17 protein-coding genes and 2 pseudogenes are annotated in these 19,845 nt (G+C 35.8%); 11 read left to right on the top strand and 8 right to left on the bottom strand.

The annotated features are described in order from the left end of the window. The first annotated feature begins 31 nt into the window (after positions 1-31). The gene (locus HDE68_RS04265; protein WP_183879242.1) at positions 32-4,369 is read left to right on the top strand and encodes a PAS domain S-box protein; all 4,338 of its coding nucleotides are present in this window, start codon (positions 32-34) and stop codon (positions 4,367-4,369) included. A gap of 473 nt (positions 4,370-4,842) precedes the next feature. Here the strand turns inward: HDE68_RS04265 and HDE68_RS04270 are convergent, their stop codons facing one another. Continuing rightward, complete coding sequence (locus HDE68_RS04270) at positions 4,843-5,079, bottom strand: helix-turn-helix domain-containing protein (RefSeq protein WP_183879244.1); 237 nt, start codon at positions 5,077-5,079, stop codon at positions 4,843-4,845. 589 nt (positions 5,080-5,668) lie between these two features. Between HDE68_RS04270 and HDE68_RS04275 the strand changes: the two genes are divergently transcribed. Both HDE68_RS04275 and HDE68_RS04280 read left to right on the top strand, forming a co-directional pair. Further along, a complete protein-coding gene (locus HDE68_RS04275) occupies positions 5,669-6,109 on the top strand; it encodes an Hsp20/alpha crystallin family protein (RefSeq protein WP_183879246.1) in 441 nt (146 codons plus the stop codon). A 58-nt stretch (positions 6,110-6,167) separates the two neighbouring features. After that, positions 6,168-6,458, top strand: coding sequence for a hypothetical protein (locus tag HDE68_RS04280; protein ID WP_183879248.1), 291 nt, complete (start codon positions 6,168-6,170; stop codon positions 6,456-6,458). Between the two features lie 172 nt (positions 6,459-6,630). On the opposite strand, the gene HDE68_RS04285 is transcribed toward HDE68_RS04280, so the two are convergent. Then, positions 6,631-6,822: a cold-shock protein gene (locus HDE68_RS04285; RefSeq protein WP_048905418.1), complete on the bottom strand. Its 192-nt coding sequence runs from the start codon at positions 6,820-6,822 to the stop codon at positions 6,631-6,633. 361 nt (positions 6,823-7,183) lie between these two features. Then, the gene (locus tag HDE68_RS04290; RefSeq protein WP_183879249.1) at positions 7,184-7,645 is read right to left on the bottom strand and encodes a MaoC family dehydratase; all 462 of its coding nucleotides are present in this window, start codon (positions 7,643-7,645) and stop codon (positions 7,184-7,186) included. A gap of 908 nt (positions 7,646-8,553) precedes the next feature. Between HDE68_RS04290 and HDE68_RS04295 the strand changes: the two genes are divergently transcribed. After that, a complete protein-coding gene (locus HDE68_RS04295; RefSeq protein ID WP_183879250.1) occupies positions 8,554-8,895 on the top strand; it encodes a helix-turn-helix domain-containing protein in 342 nt (113 codons plus the stop codon). A 50-nt stretch (positions 8,896-8,945) separates the two neighbouring features. Next, the gene (locus tag HDE68_RS04300; RefSeq protein WP_183879252.1) at positions 8,946-9,833 is read left to right on the top strand and encodes a hypothetical protein; all 888 of its coding nucleotides are present in this window, start codon (positions 8,946-8,948) and stop codon (positions 9,831-9,833) included. A 117-nt stretch (positions 9,834-9,950) separates the two neighbouring features. Here the strand turns inward: HDE68_RS04300 and HDE68_RS04305 are convergent, their stop codons facing one another. The 5 genes and pseudogenes from HDE68_RS04305 to HDE68_RS04330 all read right to left on the bottom strand — a co-directional run bounded on the left by HDE68_RS04305 (position 9,951) and on the right by HDE68_RS04330 (position 15,306). Beyond that, positions 9,951-10,514: a hypothetical protein gene (locus HDE68_RS04305; RefSeq protein ID WP_183879254.1), complete on the bottom strand. Its 564-nt coding sequence runs from the start codon at positions 10,512-10,514 to the stop codon at positions 9,951-9,953. Positions 10,515-10,812: 298 nt separating this feature from the next. Next, a pseudogene (locus HDE68_RS26490) lies at positions 10,813-11,824 on the bottom strand (IS3 family transposase); the annotation flags it as partial. 19 nt (positions 11,825-11,843) lie between these two features. Beyond that, positions 11,844-13,055, bottom strand: a complete 1,212-nt coding sequence (locus HDE68_RS04320; protein WP_183879260.1) for an MFS transporter — start codon at positions 13,053-13,055, stop codon at positions 11,844-11,846. 78 nt (positions 13,056-13,133) lie between these two features. Continuing rightward, positions 13,134-14,096: a helix-turn-helix domain-containing protein gene (locus HDE68_RS04325; protein WP_183879262.1), complete on the bottom strand. Its 963-nt coding sequence runs from the start codon at positions 14,094-14,096 to the stop codon at positions 13,134-13,136. 844 nt (positions 14,097-14,940) lie between these two features. After that, positions 14,941-15,306: a nuclear transport factor 2 family protein gene (locus HDE68_RS04330; protein ID WP_183879264.1), complete on the bottom strand. Its 366-nt coding sequence runs from the start codon at positions 15,304-15,306 to the stop codon at positions 14,941-14,943. A gap of 100 nt (positions 15,307-15,406) precedes the next feature. Here HDE68_RS04330 and HDE68_RS04335 point away from each other — a divergent pair, with 100 nt between their 5' ends. The 6 genes and pseudogenes from HDE68_RS04335 (at position 15,407) to HDE68_RS04360 (ending at position 19,844) form a co-directional block, all read left to right on the top strand. Beyond that, on the top strand, positions 15,407-16,318 hold the full coding sequence (locus HDE68_RS04335) for an AraC family transcriptional regulator (RefSeq protein ID WP_183879266.1): 912 nt from the start codon (positions 15,407-15,409) through the stop codon (positions 16,316-16,318). A 464-nt stretch (positions 16,319-16,782) separates the two neighbouring features. Further along, positions 16,783-17,208, top strand: a pseudogene (locus tag HDE68_RS04340) (Crp/Fnr family transcriptional regulator); the annotation flags it as partial. Between the two features lie 73 nt (positions 17,209-17,281). Further along, positions 17,282-17,674 (top strand): DUF4267 domain-containing protein, encoded by a 393-nt coding sequence (locus HDE68_RS04345; protein WP_183879268.1) that lies wholly within the window; start codon positions 17,282-17,284, stop codon positions 17,672-17,674. Next, positions 17,671-18,189, top strand: a complete 519-nt coding sequence (locus HDE68_RS04350; protein ID WP_183879270.1) for a cupin domain-containing protein — start codon at positions 17,671-17,673, stop codon at positions 18,187-18,189. The genes HDE68_RS04345 and HDE68_RS04350 overlap by 4 nt, the downstream gene beginning before the upstream one ends. Before the next feature lie 262 nt (positions 18,190-18,451). After that, a complete protein-coding gene (locus tag HDE68_RS04355; protein ID WP_183879272.1) occupies positions 18,452-19,069 on the top strand; it encodes a MarR family winged helix-turn-helix transcriptional regulator in 618 nt (205 codons plus the stop codon). A gap of 58 nt (positions 19,070-19,127) precedes the next feature. Beyond that, the gene (locus tag HDE68_RS04360) at positions 19,128-19,844 is read left to right on the top strand and encodes an SDR family NAD(P)-dependent oxidoreductase (RefSeq protein ID WP_183879274.1); all 717 of its coding nucleotides are present in this window, start codon (positions 19,128-19,130) and stop codon (positions 19,842-19,844) included. The last annotated feature ends 1 nt before the right edge of the window (position 19,845 follow it).

The raw sequence follows: 19,845 nt of genomic DNA on the forward strand, positions 1-19,845 counted from the left end.
AATTGTTTAATTAAAGTTAATAAGTTCCCAGATGAAAAACAATCCAGTTCCAGAAAACGAATCTGAACGTATAAAGGCATTAAATGAATATCAAATTCTGGATTCATCTAATGATAAAGATTTCGATCGAATTACAAAACTGGCTTCTTTGATTTGTGAAACCCCGATATCACTAATATCGCTAATTGATAAAGATAGGCAGTGGTTTAAATCAAAGACAGGACTGGATGTTCATGAGACACCCCGCGATTTGGCTTTTTGCAGATACGCAATTCTGGATGAAGGAATAATGGAAGTAGAAGATGCGCGTCTCGATGAACGGTTTAAAAATAATAAGCTTGTTACTGGGGATCCTAATATCAGATTCTATGCAGGCTACCCACTAATTGATCCTCATGGTTTTGCACTAGGTACTCTATGTGTAATAGATCGCATACCCAGGACATTAAGTGCATTTCAAAGACAAGCTTTACAAATCTTAAGTGAAGAAGTAATAGCTTTAATTGTAGATAAAAGGAAAAGAGAGGAGTTTAAGAATTTTGAAAAGCTTTTTGAGCTTTCTGATAATATACTTTGTATTACAGATAGAAATGGAATCTTTAAAAAGATAAATCCGGCATTCAAAAATATGCTTGGGTGGGATGTGTTTTCTTTAGAAAATGTATCATTTTTCGATTTAATAGATACTCAGGATTTGGAATATACAAAGCAGGAATTGAAGTTGCTGAATTTAAATCAAAGTTCAATTGGTTTCACACACCGCTTTCGGACTTCGGAAAATCAATTTAGGATTTTGCAGTGGGAAGCTTCCATCGAACAAGACACAGGCTACCTTTATGCTATTGGCAGAGATGTTACTGAAGAGACGGAAAAAAAAGAACAATTAATTCTAAGTGAACATAAGCTAAGTGTCTTTTTCGAGAATTCGCAAGGATTGATGTGTACTCATGATCTTAATGGTCATTTTCTATCTGTAAATGATGCCGGGGCAGCTATTCTTGAGTATCCCAACGAAGAACTTCTCAAGCTGGGATTATTTGATATTGTCCCTCCAATTGACCACGTCGCTTTAAAAAACTATTTAAAGGGTATAAAGCAGAAATCAACAGTCAAAGGCGAAATGCGAACCATTACCAAGTCAGGAGTTTCCAGAATTTGGTTGTTTCATAATATTTTGGAGAAAGACACCGATGGAAACCCATATGTAATTGGTAATGCAGTTGATATTACTGAAAAATATTATCTGGAAAAAGATCTTAAGCATACCAAGGAAATGCTGGAAAGGACGAATAGGCTAGCGAGGATAGGAGGATGGGAGTATAATTTGTTGACCCAGGAGGTAACTTGGTCTGAAATTACTAAAGAAATTCATGGCGTATCAAAGAATTACCAACCAGATATCAACAGCGGTATTAGTTTTTATAGAGAAGGGGAGAGTAAAGATAAGATTACCCTTGCAATACAGGAAGCGGTAGAAAAAGGTAAATCCTGGGATCTGGAATTGCAAATTGTAAATGAACAGGGAGTTGATTTATGGGTTCGCGCTATCGGAAATCCAGAGCTTCATGATCATAAATGTATTAGATTATATGGTACATTTCAGGATATTAGCCTGCGTATGGCGGCTGAAATAGAGCTCAATAGATCTAGGAAACTATTGGATGATGTATTAAATGCTGCTTCAGAAGTGAGCATTATTGCAACAGATGGTTCTGGGTTAATTAATGTGTTTAATCGGGGAGCAGAGAATATGTTGGGCTATAGCGCCGAGGAAATGATTGGGAAAGAAACGCCAGCACTCATACACAAAATCGAAGAAATAGAAGAAAGGGAAGTAGAGCTTACGACTACCTTTGGTTACTCGGTGGAGGGATTTAGAGTCTTTGTGGAAAAGCCAGAACTTTATGGCTCTGAACAAAGAGAATGGACTTATGTGAAAAAAGGAGGTTCGTTATTGAATGTTTCACTTGTCGTTACAGCTATTCGTGACTTTGAGCATAAAGTAGTTGGTTACTTAGGCATAGCCACAGATATTACCGAGAGAAAAAAAGCAGAGAGTGCGCTTCTGGAGGAGAAGGCAAGATTATCTGCTTTTGTAGAAAATGCGCCCGCTGCTGTTGCAATGCTTGATGTGGAGATGAAATATGTTGCAGTTAGTCATAAATGGATAGAAGATTATCACCTCTCTGGTAGGGAAATTATCGGAGTTGCCCATCTGGATTTATTTCATGAAGTGTCTGAACAAAATTTGCAACGTTATAGAAATGTGCTTAACGGAGCAATAGAGAAAGGAGAGGAAGACATTTATCATTTGCCAGATTCCGATATTGACTTATTTATAACATGGGAAATGAGGCCTTGGTATATTAAGGAAAATGAAATTGGAGGTATTATGATTTTTACACAGGATATTTCTCAAATTATTCATCAACGGGAGGAGTTAAAAAAGGCTAAATTATTGGCGGAGCAAGGTAGCATTGCTAAATCTGAGTTTTTAGCCAATATGAGCCATGAAATACGTACGCCTTTAAATGGCATCATTGGCTTCACAGATCTTGTTCTGAAAACGAAACTAAATCAGACTCAACAGCAGTATTTATCCATCGTTAATCAATCTGCAAATGTTCTGCTCAGCATTATAAATGATATTTTGGATTTTTCTAAAATTGAGGCAGGAAAGCTTGAGCTGGATATCGAAAAGTATGATCTTTATGAAATGTTGACTCAGGTAACAAGTATTATAAATTATCAAATACAATCTAAAAAATTAGAGCTTTTACTTAATTTATCACCTGACCTTCCAAGGTTTATATGGGTAGATGGAATAAGATTGAAACAAATCTTAATCAATTTATTAAGTAATGCATCAAAGTTTACTGAGAAGGGTGAAATAGAATTGAAAGTAGAGCAGGTTGATTCCGAACAAGATCAATCAACGATTCGATTTAGTGTAAGAGACACCGGAATTGGAATAAAAGCTGAGAAGCAGAGTAAGATATTTGATGCGTTTTCTCAGGAGGATACTTCTACAACAAAAAAATATGGTGGTACTGGTCTTGGACTGACGATATCAAATAAATTGCTGAATATGATGGGCAGCACCTTAAAACTAGAGAGTTTTTATGGAAAAGGAAGTACATTTCATTTTGATCTAAAGGTAGTATCTCTAATCGGGGATGCCATTGAATGGGCGAATATTGATGCCATTAAAAATGTATTAATTGTAGATGATAATGATAACAACCGAATTATTTTAAACCAGATCTTACAATTAAAGAATATTAAAGTTCAGGAAGCAAAAAGCGGATTTGAAGCTCTTCAATTACTATCTGAAGGGAAAAGATATGATGTGATTATTATTGATTATCACATGCCATTTATGGATGGATTAGATACGGTTAAAAAAATTAGGGATAGTTTTTATTCCACTCATGAAGAGCAACCAATTATTTTACTACATAGTTCTGCTGATGACAATATTGGGAAACTATGTGATGAATTTTTTGTAAGTCAAAGAATTATTAAGCCGGTGAGAATGGAAGATATCTATACGGCGTTATCCAGACTACATATTCGGGAGCAAATTATTGATACCCCTGAAGAATCACATTTTGTATTAACCTCTGATGAGCATTTGAAAATCTTGATCGTTGAGGATAATGATGTGAATATGTATCTTACCAGCACGATTGTTAGGAACATTTTGCCTAATGCTGAAATTTTGGAAGCGACAAATGGTTTAGAGGGAATATTGTTGTTTAAAGATAAGTTACCAGACCTGGTATTTATGGATATTCAAATGCCTGAAATGAATGGTTATGAGGTTACAGAAGCTATTCGTGAAATTTCTGGGATTTCTGAGATTCCCATAATTGCCCTTACGGCTGGAAATGTGAAAGGGGAAAAGGAGAAATGTATTGATGCTGGAATGAGTGATTTTATAGTAAAACCCGTCGTTGAAGAAACAATTGCTTTAATTTTGAAAAAATGGTTGAAGTTTTCTGCCTCGAATGCAATCAACCAGTCAGTAATTGATCAATCTGACCATTTTGATAGAACAAATTTGCGAATGTATTATGGCGAGGATAAAATAGATATAGAAGAAGTTTTAATGTTAGTTAAAAAGCAACTTAGAGAAGCTATGGCTAATCTGGAATTGAATTTTAATACTCAAAATATTGAAGGTTTAAATCGTGTTGGACATAAATTGCATGGTACAGCGGCAACGGCGGGTATGACTGTTCTAAGTAAAATTGCTATAAAATTTGAACATTTAGATTCATTTTCTGAAACCGTTGTAAATTCCTTATTGAAAGACACTGAGTCTGAGATAGAATATGTGTTAAGTTTAATGGAATACAAGCCTTAAACAATAAATAGCATTAAATTAGCGGTCTTTGTATGTTACAAATAAAATAGTATTAAACTTAAATAATAGGAGAAATGGTTTCAGATGGCCCCCAGTTGAACCCGATGATATTTAAACTAAAACGATTAGTTAATATACCGCCATTTTTCTTATTGGTAAGTAGGTGTTGTAACTATCTGATAATCATTAACTTATTAGGTTGTTTCCAAGAGCTTAATAAAACTTTGTTAGATCTTGGAAGTAGTTGTAATATAGTTGATTACGGTTATTTCTTTGTCTTTTTTTTAGTGAAATTCTCTCTTTTTGGCAATTTTTGTACCTCATTTGTTCCTCAGATTGATTATTTGTTATCGCCAAATTCCATAAGAAATGCATGTCTCTTATACATGCTTATATATACTTATTGATGCTTATTTGATCAAAATAAGGGTAAATAACTAAAGATGATTTGATAGGTTTACCTTGCCAGGGTTTTATCCATGGGAGTCTGCACCGTCTCTTTTAATTAAAACCTCAAGATCTACTTCCAGACCATCAGCTATTTCATAGAGATAATAATATGTGGGGTTTATATTGCCAGTTTCTAATCTTTGCACAGATTGTTGGTCTTTACCAATGGAATGGGCAAGTTGTTTTTGAGAAATACCCATCATATTACGTATTTCACGTTTCCTGGCACCAAGATTTTTAAGTAGGGTTTCCTTTTCCATTGGAAGGGTAAAAGAAGGGCAAACAACTTATATGTTGTACAACGGATATGTTGTAATTGAAATGTTTTTTTTACGTTTGTGGAAGATTAGAAGCATTTATTATGGGATACCGCTGTAATTTCAAGTCCATTTATATCTCATCGTATCGATGAATAAAGCATTTTTTATTTACATGATATAATTTAATGGCTTGTGTAGGTTATTATGCGAGTACCAAATTTGATAAAACATCTGTAATTTAAAGATCAAAGTTAAAGAACGATAAGCAAGAGAGAATCTAAATGGTTTTGGATTAAAAAAAATTATAGTAAATTGTTGTCAATAATTTTACCTGCTCTTTATTTTTACCCGCACCATAAAATATAACTCATAAAAACAGATAAAAATTTCGGGATCTGCAATTGTAGGTGATTTATGAATTTTTGACAGCCAGAATCTGAAAATTTTTCAGTGATCACGCAATTTTTTCAGTCTGTGTAGGAAGAAATAGATTTGGCATTTCAGTTGTAATAATTTTATCGAACGTAAGTTCAAAGAGTTTAATTAATTATAGTTTTAATCATTAAATCAAATTAAGGAGGAAAAACCCATGACATTGGTTAAATTTAATCCAGAAAACAAGAAAAACACATTAGTGCCAGGTTTTAGTGATGTTTTTGATTCCATCTTCAATGACACGTTTTTTACAGAACGTATGCTTTCGCGAGTGCCGGCAGCTAACATCAGTGAAACGGCAGATCACTATCATGTCGAATTGGCCTCTCCCGGACTTAAAAAAGAGGATTTTAAGCTAAATCTTGAACGGAAAGTATTGAGTATTTCCGCAGAGAAGCATATAGAAGGTAAGCAAGAGGGGAAAAAATATGCTAAGCGTGAATTTAGTTATAACTCTTTTGTTCGCTCATTTACTTTACCAGATAGTGCTGACGAAAATGGTATTCAGGCAACTTATAATGATGGTATTTTAGCGATCAATATACCAAAGAGAGAAGAAGCGAAGGCGGTAAGCCATCAAATAGAGGTAAAATAATTTTCTTATAAATTTATTTCCGGAGCTACCTAATGGTAGCTCTTTTTATATATATATAATGGAAACTTCATTTGAAATTTCGCTCAATATGAAAACTATTAAAGGTTTGGAAACCTATGCAAGTTTTTATTTAGGATCTGATGAGAAATTCGCCAGGCGAATTTTTGATTTGATTGAGGGCGATAGAGAAATAAAAGAAAACTCTATTATCAGTATGGATTTAACCCAAAGACATAAGGGAGTTCCTTATCCTGTGTCTATTTTACATTGTAACTGGGAACATCTGGCCTTTAATACAAAGCTGATTACCAAAGAGATGTTCAAAGAACTGAACCTTGAACATAATTGACCAATATGAAATTCCGTATTGATGGATTTAGCTTTTTTTAATCACACCTATGAATTACTTTGAGAGTTTTACAAATAAAATTTTGTAGCAAAATTAGAATCAAAATTTTTGGACAAAAAAAGCATCTATCTTAGAAGATAGATGCTTTTACCAATTTATGAAGGAAATTTAATTAGCTGATCTTAACATTAATTGCGTTCAAGCCTTTTTTACCTTGCTCGATGTCGTAGCTTACTGAATCATTCTCACGAATGTTATCCATTAAACCAGATGAATGAACAAAGATTTCGCTATCGCCATTCGCAGGCACGATAAATCCAAAACCTTTTGTCTCATTGAAAAATTTTACTGTTCCTTGTTGCATTATATTGTATTTAATTATCTTCAAAAATAGTCAAAATATATTAATTTTCAAATGATATATTTAATTATATTTTAATATTGAAATTATGTTTTGCTGTTTTTGAAAAATTAAAACATTTATCAGGGATTTGTTCTTAATAAATGGCCAACACTTCCACCTGCTTCTAAAAAAATGTAATCTTTATCCATATGCAATTTATTGTAAAAAAAATTATACTAATAAATACTCATAGGTAAATTTCTCTATGTTTATGTCAAAATCTATATCTGTAAGCCGCTTTATTAAGAAATTGTTTTAAGTATTTTATTACTATATAATTCTCTATTAAAATTCGCCTTTTAATGGACTGAATTGATATACATTAATCATTAAAATGATATAAGAACACAACATCTCCATTATAAGCTGGTTTTGGCTGATCTTTAATAACAAGGGTTGCCTCAATTACAACTTTGGTAACTCCTCTCAAATTCGCTATAGATTTGAGTTTAGCTTTTAATTGAACCTCGCTATCAACCAAAACCGCCTGTCCAAATTTAAATCGCTCTATGCCGTAGTTTATTTCCATTTTAATGTTGCGGACATCTGCAATTTGCTTCCACAAATATGGGATTAATGATAAGGTTAAATAACCATGTGCGATAGTTGTCTTAAAAGGACCTTCAGTTTCAGCTTTCTGCTGATCAACATGTATCCACTGGTGATCTAATGTGGCATCAGCAAATCTGTTAATCTGTTCCTGACTTATTTTATGCCAGTTAGAAACACCTAACTCTTTACCTAAATGCGATTGATACTCTTCGAAACTATTAATTATTAACATATGTCGGGTCTTTAGGATTAACAATTAGTTCAATTGTACGTTAACGGAACTTTTTATTCTTTAATAAAAAATCTTCACATTTGATCGAGGCGCAATTATAATAAACATATTATTTAAATGAAACAGAATTTCAAGGAAAATGCACATTTAACTCAATTTAAATCAAATATTAGAGGGGGGATTGTTGCTATAGAATTCTAATGTTACTATAGAAAATGTATTTGTGTAGTTTTTTTAGCATTACAAGATGAAACGATTGTAGGGTACCAATCCATTGAAATAATTAGGGCAGTACACACAAATACACTGGGTATAGAAATGTTAAAAATAGTAATGACCGTTACGAAACGTAATCCGCAGAATAATGATCTCATTACATGAAAGGGTTGCTTGCCTATTGCGGATTTTAAAGTTACCGGTTTCAAGCCCTTATTCTTTCATCCACATTTTGAGCGTATAACTTTATGAGTTATCAATTGGTTTGTAGCCTAAAGGGATTTTTATTCGTAATATCTCTGTTTTTCAAGAAAAATACAACCAAGTTTTCCTCATCAATGACCAGCTTAATAAGCATAAAATGACTGTTTCTTATTTGTTTCCTTTGTTTTGTAATGTGCTGTTTTTTTAAATGGTTATATTTATTGCATCGGCAAATAAGCCATCTTAAAATCAATCAATATCTATTAACAGAAGCTCTTATTTTATTGTAAATAAGAGCTTTGTCTTTTCTTGATCTCTTCTTCTCTATTGTTTTTTATTGTTGTTTTGGCTATTTTTGTTACTCATTTGTTACCCAAAAATGATTTTTCGGTTACATCAGTTTTTTATCAGAATTTTGGATAAATAACTTCACTTAAATACCCTTAAGTCATCTTAGGTCACATTAAATCTACTTAAATTGATTGAAAATGAGTTCAAATTTTACAATAACCAGAATCTGCCATATTTGCGGAAATGAATTTTTGGCTAAAACAACTGTAACTATGTACTGTAGTCAACATTGTAGAAAACAGAATCAGATGGCCCAGGAGCGGAAAGCAAAACTGGCTAGAAGTGAAGCTGAAGTAAAAATATTGAAGGAAGTAAATACGACCAAACAAAGAGCTCCAATCTTAAATAAAGATATACTCCTAGTAAAAGATGTGGCTAATTTAATGGGCTGTTCTACCAAAGCTGTTTACAATATGATTAATGATGGACGCATCAAAGCATCAAATTTGGGTGAAGACAGATTAAAATGGCTAAGTTAATTCTGAAAGACAGAGGCGTTCAAACATTTCAAGATATAAGACTTCTTTCCATGGTCAATCAACTACCAAGATTCGTTTCCAACATTGAAGTAATTATGAATGGATTGGAAAATAAAGCTAAAATCGACAAACTCGAACCTATCAAATTGCCAGGGATCTTGGATAAGGAAAAAGAAATTATGGGAAATGCCTTCCAGGATTTTTTATTGAACCAGCATGACGTACATTTCCTGATCAGAATGACAAAGAAATACCACAAAAGCCTACTGGGGTTTTCGAATCGTGCCTTTGTGAATGAAAAAAATAATGAAAAGCAAAGCCCGGCTATCAAGCAATTGTACCTGAAAATATGCAGCATTATTGAAGAACTTCTGCAATCGGTAGTTTCAGAGAGTAAAAATTACCTGAATGAAAAACTGGTGGCTTCCAGGTATTATGCTGTTTTACATGGCGAAAGCTTACAGTTAAAGTTCATCATGCTCGAGAAAAAGATGGCAGAGTGCCATGTGGATCAATATATGTCAAGTCTATTGAAGGAGTTTTTTTTTGGATTCCGGAGTTTAGAAACTATGTACTGTAGCTACCAGGACCTAGAATATGCAGAAAATCTGATTTTGAAATTAATTGAGGCCTTTAACACCGATCCACAGGAAAAATGGCAAATCACCATATGGGAACAGTTAATTAAGTTAGACTTCAACAGGTTGACAACATTGGACTACACAAAAAAAGTAGTCGGACTTTATAGCAGGAAATTTACCACGCCGGTCGAAAGTTATAAATTTCTGATATTGACCTTAAAAATGATCCGGCAGGTATCAGTGCATTCTAAATGGCACTACAACATCGACGAATTATATCTTAAAGCTTACCTGGAAGATTTAATTCTGGAGGAACTCAATTGTGTAGAAAAAAATAACCCAAATTTGGATCGCTAAAATTGGCGATGCATTTTCATATAGAATAAGATCTTTGTTACCCCAATGGTCAATAATTTCCTTTCAAGGTATCATAACAATGGAAGCACATTGATGAACCAATTGGCCAGATACATCCTATTTATAACTTGTTTTATAATTTTTATCTTTTTTATAGGAGGCCGTTATCAGGATACTTTGTTTTCCGGTCGATGTGATGATGTTTTTTTTGATTTCAATCTTGATAACCCCAGACTCTTCACAATTAATTGAATTTGGCGCATTAAACCGTATGTCCTGATTTAAATTTTGCTTTAAAGAAATCGAATTGAGGTTTTTGTCTGTATCAAATTCATTGAAAACACCCTGTTTATTATATGAATATCTTGCATTGTTTAAGCTAAGTTCTGAATTTTCATATTGTTCTATCCAGGAAAGACGAAATAATCTATTTTGTTTATTAACCACTATATTGATATCACTTCTCTCCAGATTGGGGATTTCTTTTAGCATATCCGTACTGGAATAACCGTCCATATTTATATCATATGGACGGTCAGAAACTGCACTAATGATATTATAATTACCATCTAATTTTTCAAATATTGGCAAATTGAGGTCTACCTCTGTTTCTTTTTTACATGAAACAGTGAAACAAGTTGAAAAAGCTAAGAAGAATAAGATGTAATTATATGTTTTCATTTTAGTGTTTTTAAAATACTGTTCTTGGTTCGAAAGTCAAATATACACTTCGTAAATTAATTTCGTATGGCTTATAATATGTAATTCCGGGATCGTTATTATAAAGAGTTAAGAAGATAGGATCACTATAGTTTAAAATTGCGTCTCCAAAGTCCGTTGGTCCGAATACCTGTGTCAATTGATAAGAACTTTGTTTGGACGTAGTAGCACTTCCTCCAAACTTTGGTCCGAGTTTTATATTTTCACCAATATGATCTCCCCCCAATTTTAGGACACGCTAAATTCGAAAATCAGGGCGTTAACTGGTTTTTTTCCACATCTCCTGAGGCGTTAAACCTTCTAAGGAACTATGTGGTCTAAAGGTATTATATTCTGCTCTCCATGCTTCAATTTTTTCTATAGCATCTTCCATTGACAAGAACCAGTTGGTGTTTAGGCATTCATCACGGAAGCTTCCATTAAAAGACTCAATATATGCATTATCTGTAGGTTTTCCCGGGCGGGAGAAATCAAGTATGAGCTGATTTTCATATGCCCATTTATCCAATACTTTGGATATAAATTCACTTCCGTTATCTACTCTAATTTTTTTCGGAATGGCATTGCATTCCTCTTTTAACCTTTCCAGTACAGTCACCACCTGTTCCCCTTTTATACCTTGCTCTGGGTAAATATCAAGGCAAAATCTTGTATAATTATCCACTATAGTTAAGGACCTGAATTTCCTGCCGTCAAACAGCTGATCGGACACAAAGTCCATACTCCAGCACTCATGTAAATGCGAGGGCGGTACGCGTTCTAAGTGATGCGCACCGGCTCGGTTTCTTCTAGGTCTTTTACTACGCAGGTTCAATCCTTCCAGTTTATAAAGCCTGTAAACTCTGTTATAACTATCTTTAAAGCCTTCCCGGCGAAGCAATGTAAAGATTCTTTCAAGCCATATCTGACCCGAGTTTCCGCAATCTCCTTCATACGCATTCTGATTACCTTGTCATCACGACCTATCTTTTTATAATACCACATCGAGCGGCAAAACTTAGTGACCGCACAAGCCCTATGCACAGAAACTTTGTAACTGACTACTAAAGCTTCGGCCAGCCCCTTCAACTGGGCTGGCCTTAAAGCTTTTTTTTAAGTACATCTTATAGCATATGTTTGTCCAGACTTAAATCTGCTACGAGTTGTTTGAGTTTGGCATTCTCATCCTCTAGCTGTCGTAGACGTCTGAGTTCAGTGACACCCAGACCACCGAATTTCTTCTTCCAGTTGTAATAGGTCGCCTGGTGAATACCCATTTTGCGACAAACCTCTAGTTAGTCAGTTAAATCTCTACTTTTCGTTCCTAAATGCCCAAACGGACAACAATGCAGCCAACAAAGCAGCGGCGCCAAAAAGTATAAAGGTCTGATTGAGGCCTGATTTCACAATCAGACTAAAAACCAAACTGCCCAACCCGTACCCCATAAACAGAAAGAAGGCAAACAAACCTGTAGAAGCACCCCTTTTGGCACTGAAAGTAGTCGTAATAGCCGCAAACAGCGGATGGGTCATGTCAAATCCTAACGATAACGTGGCAACCAGCAAATTTGAAGCTAACAATGGTAGGTTTAAACCCAATAGTACAGCGGAAAGGCCTCCAAAGAGCAGGCCTATTGGGATGATTTTATTTCTCCCGTAACGGTCTGCCATTTTTCCAATGATAGGGCCGAGCAAAAAACCGGGTATCCCGTATCCCAATAGTGCCAATCCAACTCCCGTTTCCCCCAGATGAAAACTTTTATAGAAAAGATACCCTAGCCAGGTGAATACACCTGAGTGGAACATACCGTTAAACATTACATAAAGATACGTTCTGCAGTTTCGGGGTATTGACATAATGTCCTTAATAGTACGGAACAGATCGGTATAGTTGGTCCTGGCGTCTTCATTTTGCAGGCGATAATGCTTTTGGTAAAATAAAATCAGTATTAGTATGACAAAACCCAGGGCTGCAACTAAAATGAAGAGTCCCTTCCATCCGGTTACAGGCTCTAGCAAAGCCCCTGCACACGAGCCAAAAGCTGTACCCCCGGCCATACTGCCAAAGAAAATACCCAGGGCGTGACCTCTCTTTTGATAAGGGAACTGGTCTCCGATCCAGCCAATGGTAGTGGGGGCAATACCGCCTGCTCCTAATCCGGTCAATAACCGCAAAAGGATCATTTGATCGGCGGAATGCACAAAGCTTGTGCAAAGGGTCAATGCAATAAAACAACATAAGGAAAAAATGATGACAGGGAAACGGCCAAATCTGTCCGAAACAGAAGCATAAATGAGTGTGACGGATCCGTACCCAAGCAGATATGATGGTTCAATAAAGCTGGTGTGTCGTACGGATACATGAAAAATGACCGACAAATGTGGCAATAAAGGAGCGACCATGAACCCCTGGAAGCAAACCAGGAAGGTGGCAAGTGATAATATGCGAACAAGATAAAAAGGCGGATATGTATAACTTTCCTTTGTTTCTATATTTGGGAGTGGAATAGTTTGTATTGGCATGATTGATTTTTTTGAAGACAAAATTCCGGGAAAGCACCGGTAAATCAATTGCACAGAGGACATCTATACTTGCATTTTTTATAGATTGTGCTTCCGGAGGGGAGGGAAGAATTTCTTTTGTGCCTCGGTTCTGAATGTACCCGGAGTAAGGCCAGTCATTTTTTTGAAGAAACGCGTAAAATAAGGGACATCCCGGAACTGAAGCCGGTAGGATATCTCGGCTACCTGCATGTCTGTATGCATTAAATAGCTTTTTGCTTCAAGAATTGTTTTTTCATGTATGAAGGAGGATGCCGTGAGGCCCACATGCTGTTTAACAACGGCGTTAAGGTAGCTGGCATTCAGATTCATAAGACTGGATATAGTACTAACAGAGGGCCATTCACTAACAGTTCCGGATGCCAATTGGATAAAATAATCGTTGATGGTCTTTTTAAAACGACGTACAATAGCAGCATGATTAAGCTGAGGAACTGATTTGGTAGACACCTTTTCGTTGTAGATCCTCCTTATCTGAATAAGATAGGTATGCAGGAGGTGTTTCAGCATGTCGAATTTGTCCGGCCTGGAGGTATTCATTTCCTCAAGCATAGCCTCTGCAATTTGAGATAAGGTGTTGGCTTCTCTTTCCGTTAAACTGATGAGGCTATCCGATTCTGTCGTAAGAAACGGAAACTCCTTTTCAAAAGACGGTCGCAAAAGGTCGATACCTGCAAATTCCGGGGTAAAGCAGCACAGAAAGCCATAAATTATTTCTATACGCTGCCAGCTCTCAATTTTTCCGGGATAAGTAAAATAAAGGTTGTTCATGGTGGTGTCCACTGTCTGGTCTGGCAATAAAAACCGTATTCCCGAAGTCTTGCAGAAAACCAGTCTGAAAAAATTCCCCCTAAACAAAGGCATGTATAATGACTTCCCCTGGGGCTGATCTTCCATTCTCATAAAGGTAAAAAAATCGTTAGGTGCATCTCCTATTTGGAAAGCGCGGTAGAACTCACCTATAGTTTTAAATATGGGAATATGCTGTGTGTGGCGGTCCATATAATCAGGTTTTAGTTACAAAATTACAAATTGTTGTATCAATGCAAGAGTGGAAAAAGAAGCGAAGCAAAGGCGGGGCTGGATATTGAACCCTGCAGCAACTTAATTTGTGGAGGATCTTCCAGGCTGAAAAGAGATTACCTTTTTCTTTTTTATCTCAAAGTAGCTTCCTGCCTCCATCTACTTGGTGTGCTAAGGGGCTTTCCGACTACGTCCCCGTTACCCATATTGGACATTACGATAATAGCCACCCTCTCTTTTGAAAATCGTATAATCCTGGCACTTACGCCGTAATAGCCGCCTTCCAGCCACAATAGGTATAGTCTTGGTAATCAATGAAAAAAACACCGGACGCATCGTTGTTGCATCCGTACTCAAAATGCTGCTCCGGTGCATTAGCCGGTAAAAACAGTCTGGGGATAAAAGGGTTAGTTTTAAAAAAAAATTATACGCTATAGAAGTTTATCAAACTAGTCATATAATATTTCCATACACTATTGAATTCTCGTCTCCTAAACCAGTTCGAAAAAAGATAGGGTTACAAACTTGGACCAGGTTTTTCACATAAATAACCATTTTGGTTTGTCTAAAATGGCTTTTCCTTATTTGTTCCTTTATGTATTTAATTTACTTTTTTTTAGTTTTTTTGTGTTTATTTTTTTGTATCGGGAAGTGATTATTCAATTAAGTAGTTCGGATTCAATCCGGTCTATGGGATTTATATACTTGTAGATTTCATCACCCAGATGGTTTTTTAATTTTCGTTGAATTTCTGTTCGTATTCCGCAAGATGGAGCGCGAACAGAAATTGAATTGCGCTTGGTTCTAAAATAATAACTGATTTCTAGTAAAAAAAGGTTTCGGTTATGATCTTATCGTCTTTTACACCAAAAACTGCAATTTCCGACAATTGTAACCGCTGTCCATTTTTTAAAGTCATGTCCCTGCCCATGGCTACGCTAAAATAGTTACCTCCAACTACCGGTTCGCTGCAAAAAAAGCTGTGTACCTCTTCTATAAGCTCTTGTCTGGCTTTTGATTTTGCTAAAACCGCTTCAATACCTTTGGTTATGGTAGGCACACCCATTGCCAAAGCATGCTCGGGTTCGGTACATACAATGTCGGTACTGTAAAATTGTTCATAAATTTGTATTACATGTCTTTGCTGAAAGAGATCGTAATAACGATTGGCTAATTCCTGAGTTGTCATTTGTTTCTTGATTAATTAATGATCCAAAGGTAGCTTGCCGTTTTGATACTAAAAGTATTAGATAGTGTTGTATATTTGCTCAATCGTATCAATTTATTAAATGGACGCTTTAAGTACAATATTAGAGGCAACCGGCCTAAGATGTGTTGTTTATAGCAAATTCCCCCTTGCGGCTCCCTGGGGACTGGATATTGTTAAGGATGAAAATTCGCAGTTCTGGCGGTTAGTGAGTGGCAGTTGCACTATTGGGGCGCCTGATGGGCGTATCATAGAACTGTTAGAGGGCGATCTGGTATTTGTGCCTCACGGAAGTGCTCACTGGATAGCAGATAAACCTACAAGTTTACGTATACCTTCACCACAATTCGTTAAGGCACGCAGAGAAGGGAAACCTATTTTTAATAGTGGTGGCGATGTAACTACTCTCATAGCCGGCCATTTTGAATTTGATTACCAATCCCTGCATCCTTTTTTAAAGGATTTGCCGTCAATTATTCATATCAAGCAGTACAAGACAGAAAATCAGCTGTTACTAAAGCAAGTTACGCAACTAATGTTGATAGAACTCAATAACGAAAGGCCGGGAAGCAACATAATGCTGAAATGTTTGTCAGAAATTATGTTTATTAATATCATTAGAGCATATATAGAACAGGCATTGCCGGATGGCGGTTTTCTTTCTGCATTAAACGACCCAAGGATTAGTAAGGCATTAAAGCTGATACAGGACTCGCCCCAAAAGAATTGGACGCTTGAATCTCTCGCATCAGAAATTGGCATGTCACGTTCCGTTTTTTTTAATCAGTTTAAAAGATTGGTCCATGAAACACCGTTAAGCTATCTTACTAATTGGCGCATTAGACGCGCTCAAAAGCTATTGACAACAGAAAACAGTAATATATCAGAAATCGCAGCAAGCGTAGGTTATCAATCGGAAGCAGCTTTTAATCGAATCTTTAAATCAAAGACGGGGCAGACTCCCGCAGTGTATAGAAGAAGTAAGTTTTTTTAGTAATTTTTTTCTCTTGTAATCTTTTATCGATCGACTAATTATAAACTAATACAAAAACATCACTCTCAATAAGGGAGTATGAACATATAACTCCTGGCTTTGATGATATGAAAATTTACATTTCCAGAATAGAACCTAATAATTAAAACCAATTAGGGCTGCTCAATGCAAAATTGGCAAAGAAGGATCAGTTTAATGGGGTTTATCTACTTTGTTCCTATGTATTTGAAACTAATGAATGTTTATTTATTTTTGTATAGCGCTATTTCATCAAAATAGAGTTTAGCGGGAATTTGAGCGTAACCACCTAAGATGATAAATAGCTTACTAAGTAGCATACAAAGTCTAATAACGTTAAGCCCGGGTGAGATAGGCATTGTCACATCTTTATTTAAAGAAAGGACTTACAAGAAAGGAGATTTTTTTTAGAAGAAGGACGAACTTGTAAACAAGTTGGGTTCGTTGCGAAGGGATTAATGCGATATTATATTAATCACGATGGTGAGGAAAAAACTTATGCCTTTTCTCAGGAGAATGATTATGTATGTAACTATGAAAGTTTTATTCCTCAACAGCCATCTACTAAAGTTATTCAGGCTTTAGAAGACTGTGATATTCTTGTTATTTCATATGATGACCTGCAATTATTCTATGCAGATGTTCATGAAGGGGAACGTTTTGGTAGGATTGCAATTGGAGCCGTTTTTATTCAGCTACTAAAGGATATAAGCTCATTCTATACTGAAACACCTGAACTTCGTTATGAAAGGTTTATAAAGAATCACGCTGACTTGCAGCAAAGGATTTCTCAATACCATATCGCCTCATTTGTTGGCGTAAAACCGCAATCATTAAGCCGTATCCGAAAAAGAATTTCAATGCAAATTTGATTTATTAACCGAAGTGCATTAATGCTGGCCGCGTTGAGGGTAATTTTGTGTCATAATTTAGAAACAGACAATTATGATAACAAAAATTTCTTATGCAATTGCATTTTTAACCGGCCTGGGCTTGATTTTTCTGGGAGCCCGTTTCTTTTTATCTCCAGAAGTAGCCGAAGCCGGATATGGGATACATTTTAAAGAACAGGGAGACTACTCATTTCACTATATCAAAGGCATAAGAGATGTATTTTCCGGACTGTTAATGTGCGTTTTTGTTTTGATGAATGAAAGACGTGCTTTGGGAGTAACCTTATTAACAGGAACAATTGTGCCTGTTAATGATATGATTATAGTTCTCAGCAAAAGCTACAACGGCGTTCTGCAAACCATCCCACACATTATTGCTATGGTCATTTGCTCCGTATTCGGAATAATTTTATTGGAGAGTAATCCTATAAAAAAAACGATATGAAAACACAAGGCTATATCAAGTTGATAACTTCAGCAGCAACAAATAAAGATAGTTTAATGGAGTTGAATATTCTTCCCGGCGAAAAAACACCGTGGCATTATCATACGTTGTTTTCAGAAACCTTTGAAATTTTAAGCGGCACACTTGAGGTTGGGAAAGGTAAAGAGATCTACCAGTTAAAGCCGGGAGATATTGTAAATATTATGCCGAATGAAAAGCACTATTACCACAATGTTTCTAAAAAGGAATGTGTTTTAACAGCTACCCTTAATCCTGGCGATAAGAACTTTGAAAATTCCCTCTTTATTTTAAAAGGTCTGGCTAAAGATGGCCTGGTAAGCGCAGCAGGAATTCCTGAAAATTTTTCAGACTTGGTGTTGTTCATTTACCTGAATAATTCTAGAATGGTTGGGTTTCAAAAAATAGCGGAGCCAATATTCAATTTTTTTGCTAAGTCAGCTATTAAAAAAGGGCACTTAAATGAATTGATAGAAAAGTATTGTAAAATGATTTAAAACGGTTTTATAGAGCAATTAAGTATTTGGATACCTGCTGATGAAGATACCTCACCAAATTATTTTGCGGAACATTTGACAAAACATTCTCAAGAATACAAGTACTAATATGCTCTTAAATTGCCTGGAAAGGTTTAATAAGGCATTATTAGACTTGCAGCAGAAGGGTTACTTTGCTAATCTTTAGTAATAAGATATAATTTTTAAATAAATAGTGCAATAATGTACTTTATGGTGTACTATTGTACTATAATTATTTAAGATGGCGTACTACGATTTGATAAGTGAAGTGATAGACTTGATTAAGCGCTATGAAAAGGAATCTGGTTCTCCTGGTCAGGAAGGATACTTGTTTGCACAATGGATGACTGAACATTATAAAAAAAATAGTGATCAGCCCGTTTCAGAACCAGAGTGGGATGGAAAGTCAAATGGACGTTCTGCTGATAGCGTGATTAATACTTCGCTCGTACATCTTTACAGGTATGCCAAACTCAATGCAAAGGCTGCAATAGCAAATACATCTTTTTCTACTCCCGATGAATTTATTTATTTAATCAGCCTCGTTTCCCTTGGTAGTATGAGCAAAACAGCCCTTATCAAACTAAATGTTCACGAGAAATCTGCAGGAATGCAAATTGTGAATAGATTAATTCATAATGGGTTAGTTGAGCAGGCAGCATTAGATAGTGATAAAAGAAACAGAATGATTGATATTACTTCCAAAGGAACTCAAATTCTGAATGAATGTATGCAAAACATAAAAAAGGCGTCAAGTGATGTAACCGAACCGTTATCATACCTTGAAAAAATGGATTTGATTAGAATACTTACAAAGCTTGAAAACTTTCACGAATCAAAAACACGAACAGTCTCTTAATTATCAGAGGTTATAGTAGCTAAATGGAAAAAAAAGGATTTCTTAAATATATGAGATTATGGATTTCAAGCAAAAAAACATCCTGGTGATTGGTGGCAGTTCCGGTATTGGATTATCGTTGGTTAAACTGCTTCATCAGCAAAATGCAAATGTATATGTGGTTTCAAGATCTGCATCTGAAGACTGGCCGGAAGATGTTCAATATCTCCTGGCTGATATAACCGGGAATCTGGATTCGTTAGCGGCTTTTTTACCTGCTGAATTACATGGATTGGTCTATTCGGTTGGTAGTATTAATCTTAAACCTTTTGGCAGACTAACCGAAGAAGACTTCTTAAAGGACTATCAAGTTAATGTTTTGGGCGCAGCACGTATTATTCAGCAATCTATTAAACAGTTAAAAAATGCCGGTGCTTCATCTATAGTTTTAATAAGCTCTGTTGCTGCTAAAATCGGAATGCCTTACCACGCCAGTATCGCTGCTGCAAAAGCTGCGGTAGAGGGCCTGGCAATATCACTGGCAGCCGAATTTGCTGCCCAGCAGATTAGGGTAAATGTGGTAGCCCCATCGCTTACAAACACCCCACTTGCACAAAATCTATTAAGTTCACCCGAAAAACGGGAAGCATCAGCTAAAAGACATCCTCTGGGAAAGATTGGGCAACCAGAAGATATCAGCAGGCTGATTACTTTTTTACTATCGGAAGAAAGCAATTGGATAACCGGGCAAATAATTGGAATAGATGGGGGATTAGGGAAAATAAAAACGAGTTAAT

The sequence above is a fragment of the Pedobacter cryoconitis genome (assembly GCF_014200605.1).
Classification (GTDB): domain Bacteria; phylum Bacteroidota; class Bacteroidia; order Sphingobacteriales; family Sphingobacteriaceae; genus Pedobacter; species Pedobacter cryoconitis_B.

Coding starts and splice junctions, on each gene's coding strand:
- HDE68_RS04265 (WP_183879242.1), top strand. CDS start 32: ATGAAAAACAATCCAGTTCCAGAAAACGAATCTGAACGTATAAAGGCA.
- HDE68_RS04270 (WP_183879244.1), bottom strand. CDS start 5,079: ATGGAAAAGGAAACCCTACTTAAAAATCTTGGTGCCAGGAAACGTGAA.
- HDE68_RS04275 (WP_183879246.1), top strand. CDS start 5,669: ATGACATTGGTTAAATTTAATCCAGAAAACAAGAAAAACACATTAGTG.
- HDE68_RS04280 (WP_183879248.1), top strand. CDS start 6,168: ATGGAAACTTCATTTGAAATTTCGCTCAATATGAAAACTATTAAAGGT.
- HDE68_RS04285 (WP_048905418.1), bottom strand. CDS start 6,822: ATGCAACAAGGAACAGTAAAATTTTTCAATGAGACAAAAGGTTTTGGA.
- HDE68_RS04290 (WP_183879249.1), bottom strand. CDS start 7,645: ATGTTAATAATTAATAGTTTCGAAGAGTATCAATCGCATTTAGGTAAA.
- HDE68_RS04295 (WP_183879250.1), top strand. CDS start 8,554: ATGAGTTCAAATTTTACAATAACCAGAATCTGCCATATTTGCGGAAAT.
- HDE68_RS04300 (WP_183879252.1), top strand. CDS start 8,946: ATGGTCAATCAACTACCAAGATTCGTTTCCAACATTGAAGTAATTATG.
- HDE68_RS04305 (WP_183879254.1), bottom strand. CDS start 10,514: ATGAAAACATATAATTACATCTTATTCTTCTTAGCTTTTTCAACTTGT.
- HDE68_RS04320 (WP_183879260.1), bottom strand. CDS start 13,055: ATGCCAATACAAACTATTCCACTCCCAAATATAGAAACAAAGGAAAGT.
- HDE68_RS04325 (WP_183879262.1), bottom strand. CDS start 14,096: ATGGACCGCCACACACAGCATATTCCCATATTTAAAACTATAGGTGAG.
- HDE68_RS04330 (WP_183879264.1), bottom strand. CDS start 15,306: ATGACAACTCAGGAATTAGCCAATCGTTATTACGATCTCTTTCAGCAA.
- HDE68_RS04335 (WP_183879266.1), top strand. CDS start 15,407: ATGGACGCTTTAAGTACAATATTAGAGGCAACCGGCCTAAGATGTGTT.
- HDE68_RS04345 (WP_183879268.1), top strand. CDS start 17,282: ATGATAACAAAAATTTCTTATGCAATTGCATTTTTAACCGGCCTGGGC.
- HDE68_RS04350 (WP_183879270.1), top strand. CDS start 17,671: ATGAAAACACAAGGCTATATCAAGTTGATAACTTCAGCAGCAACAAAT.
- HDE68_RS04355 (WP_183879272.1), top strand. CDS start 18,452: ATGGCGTACTACGATTTGATAAGTGAAGTGATAGACTTGATTAAGCGC.
- HDE68_RS04360 (WP_183879274.1), top strand. CDS start 19,128: ATGGATTTCAAGCAAAAAAACATCCTGGTGATTGGTGGCAGTTCCGGT.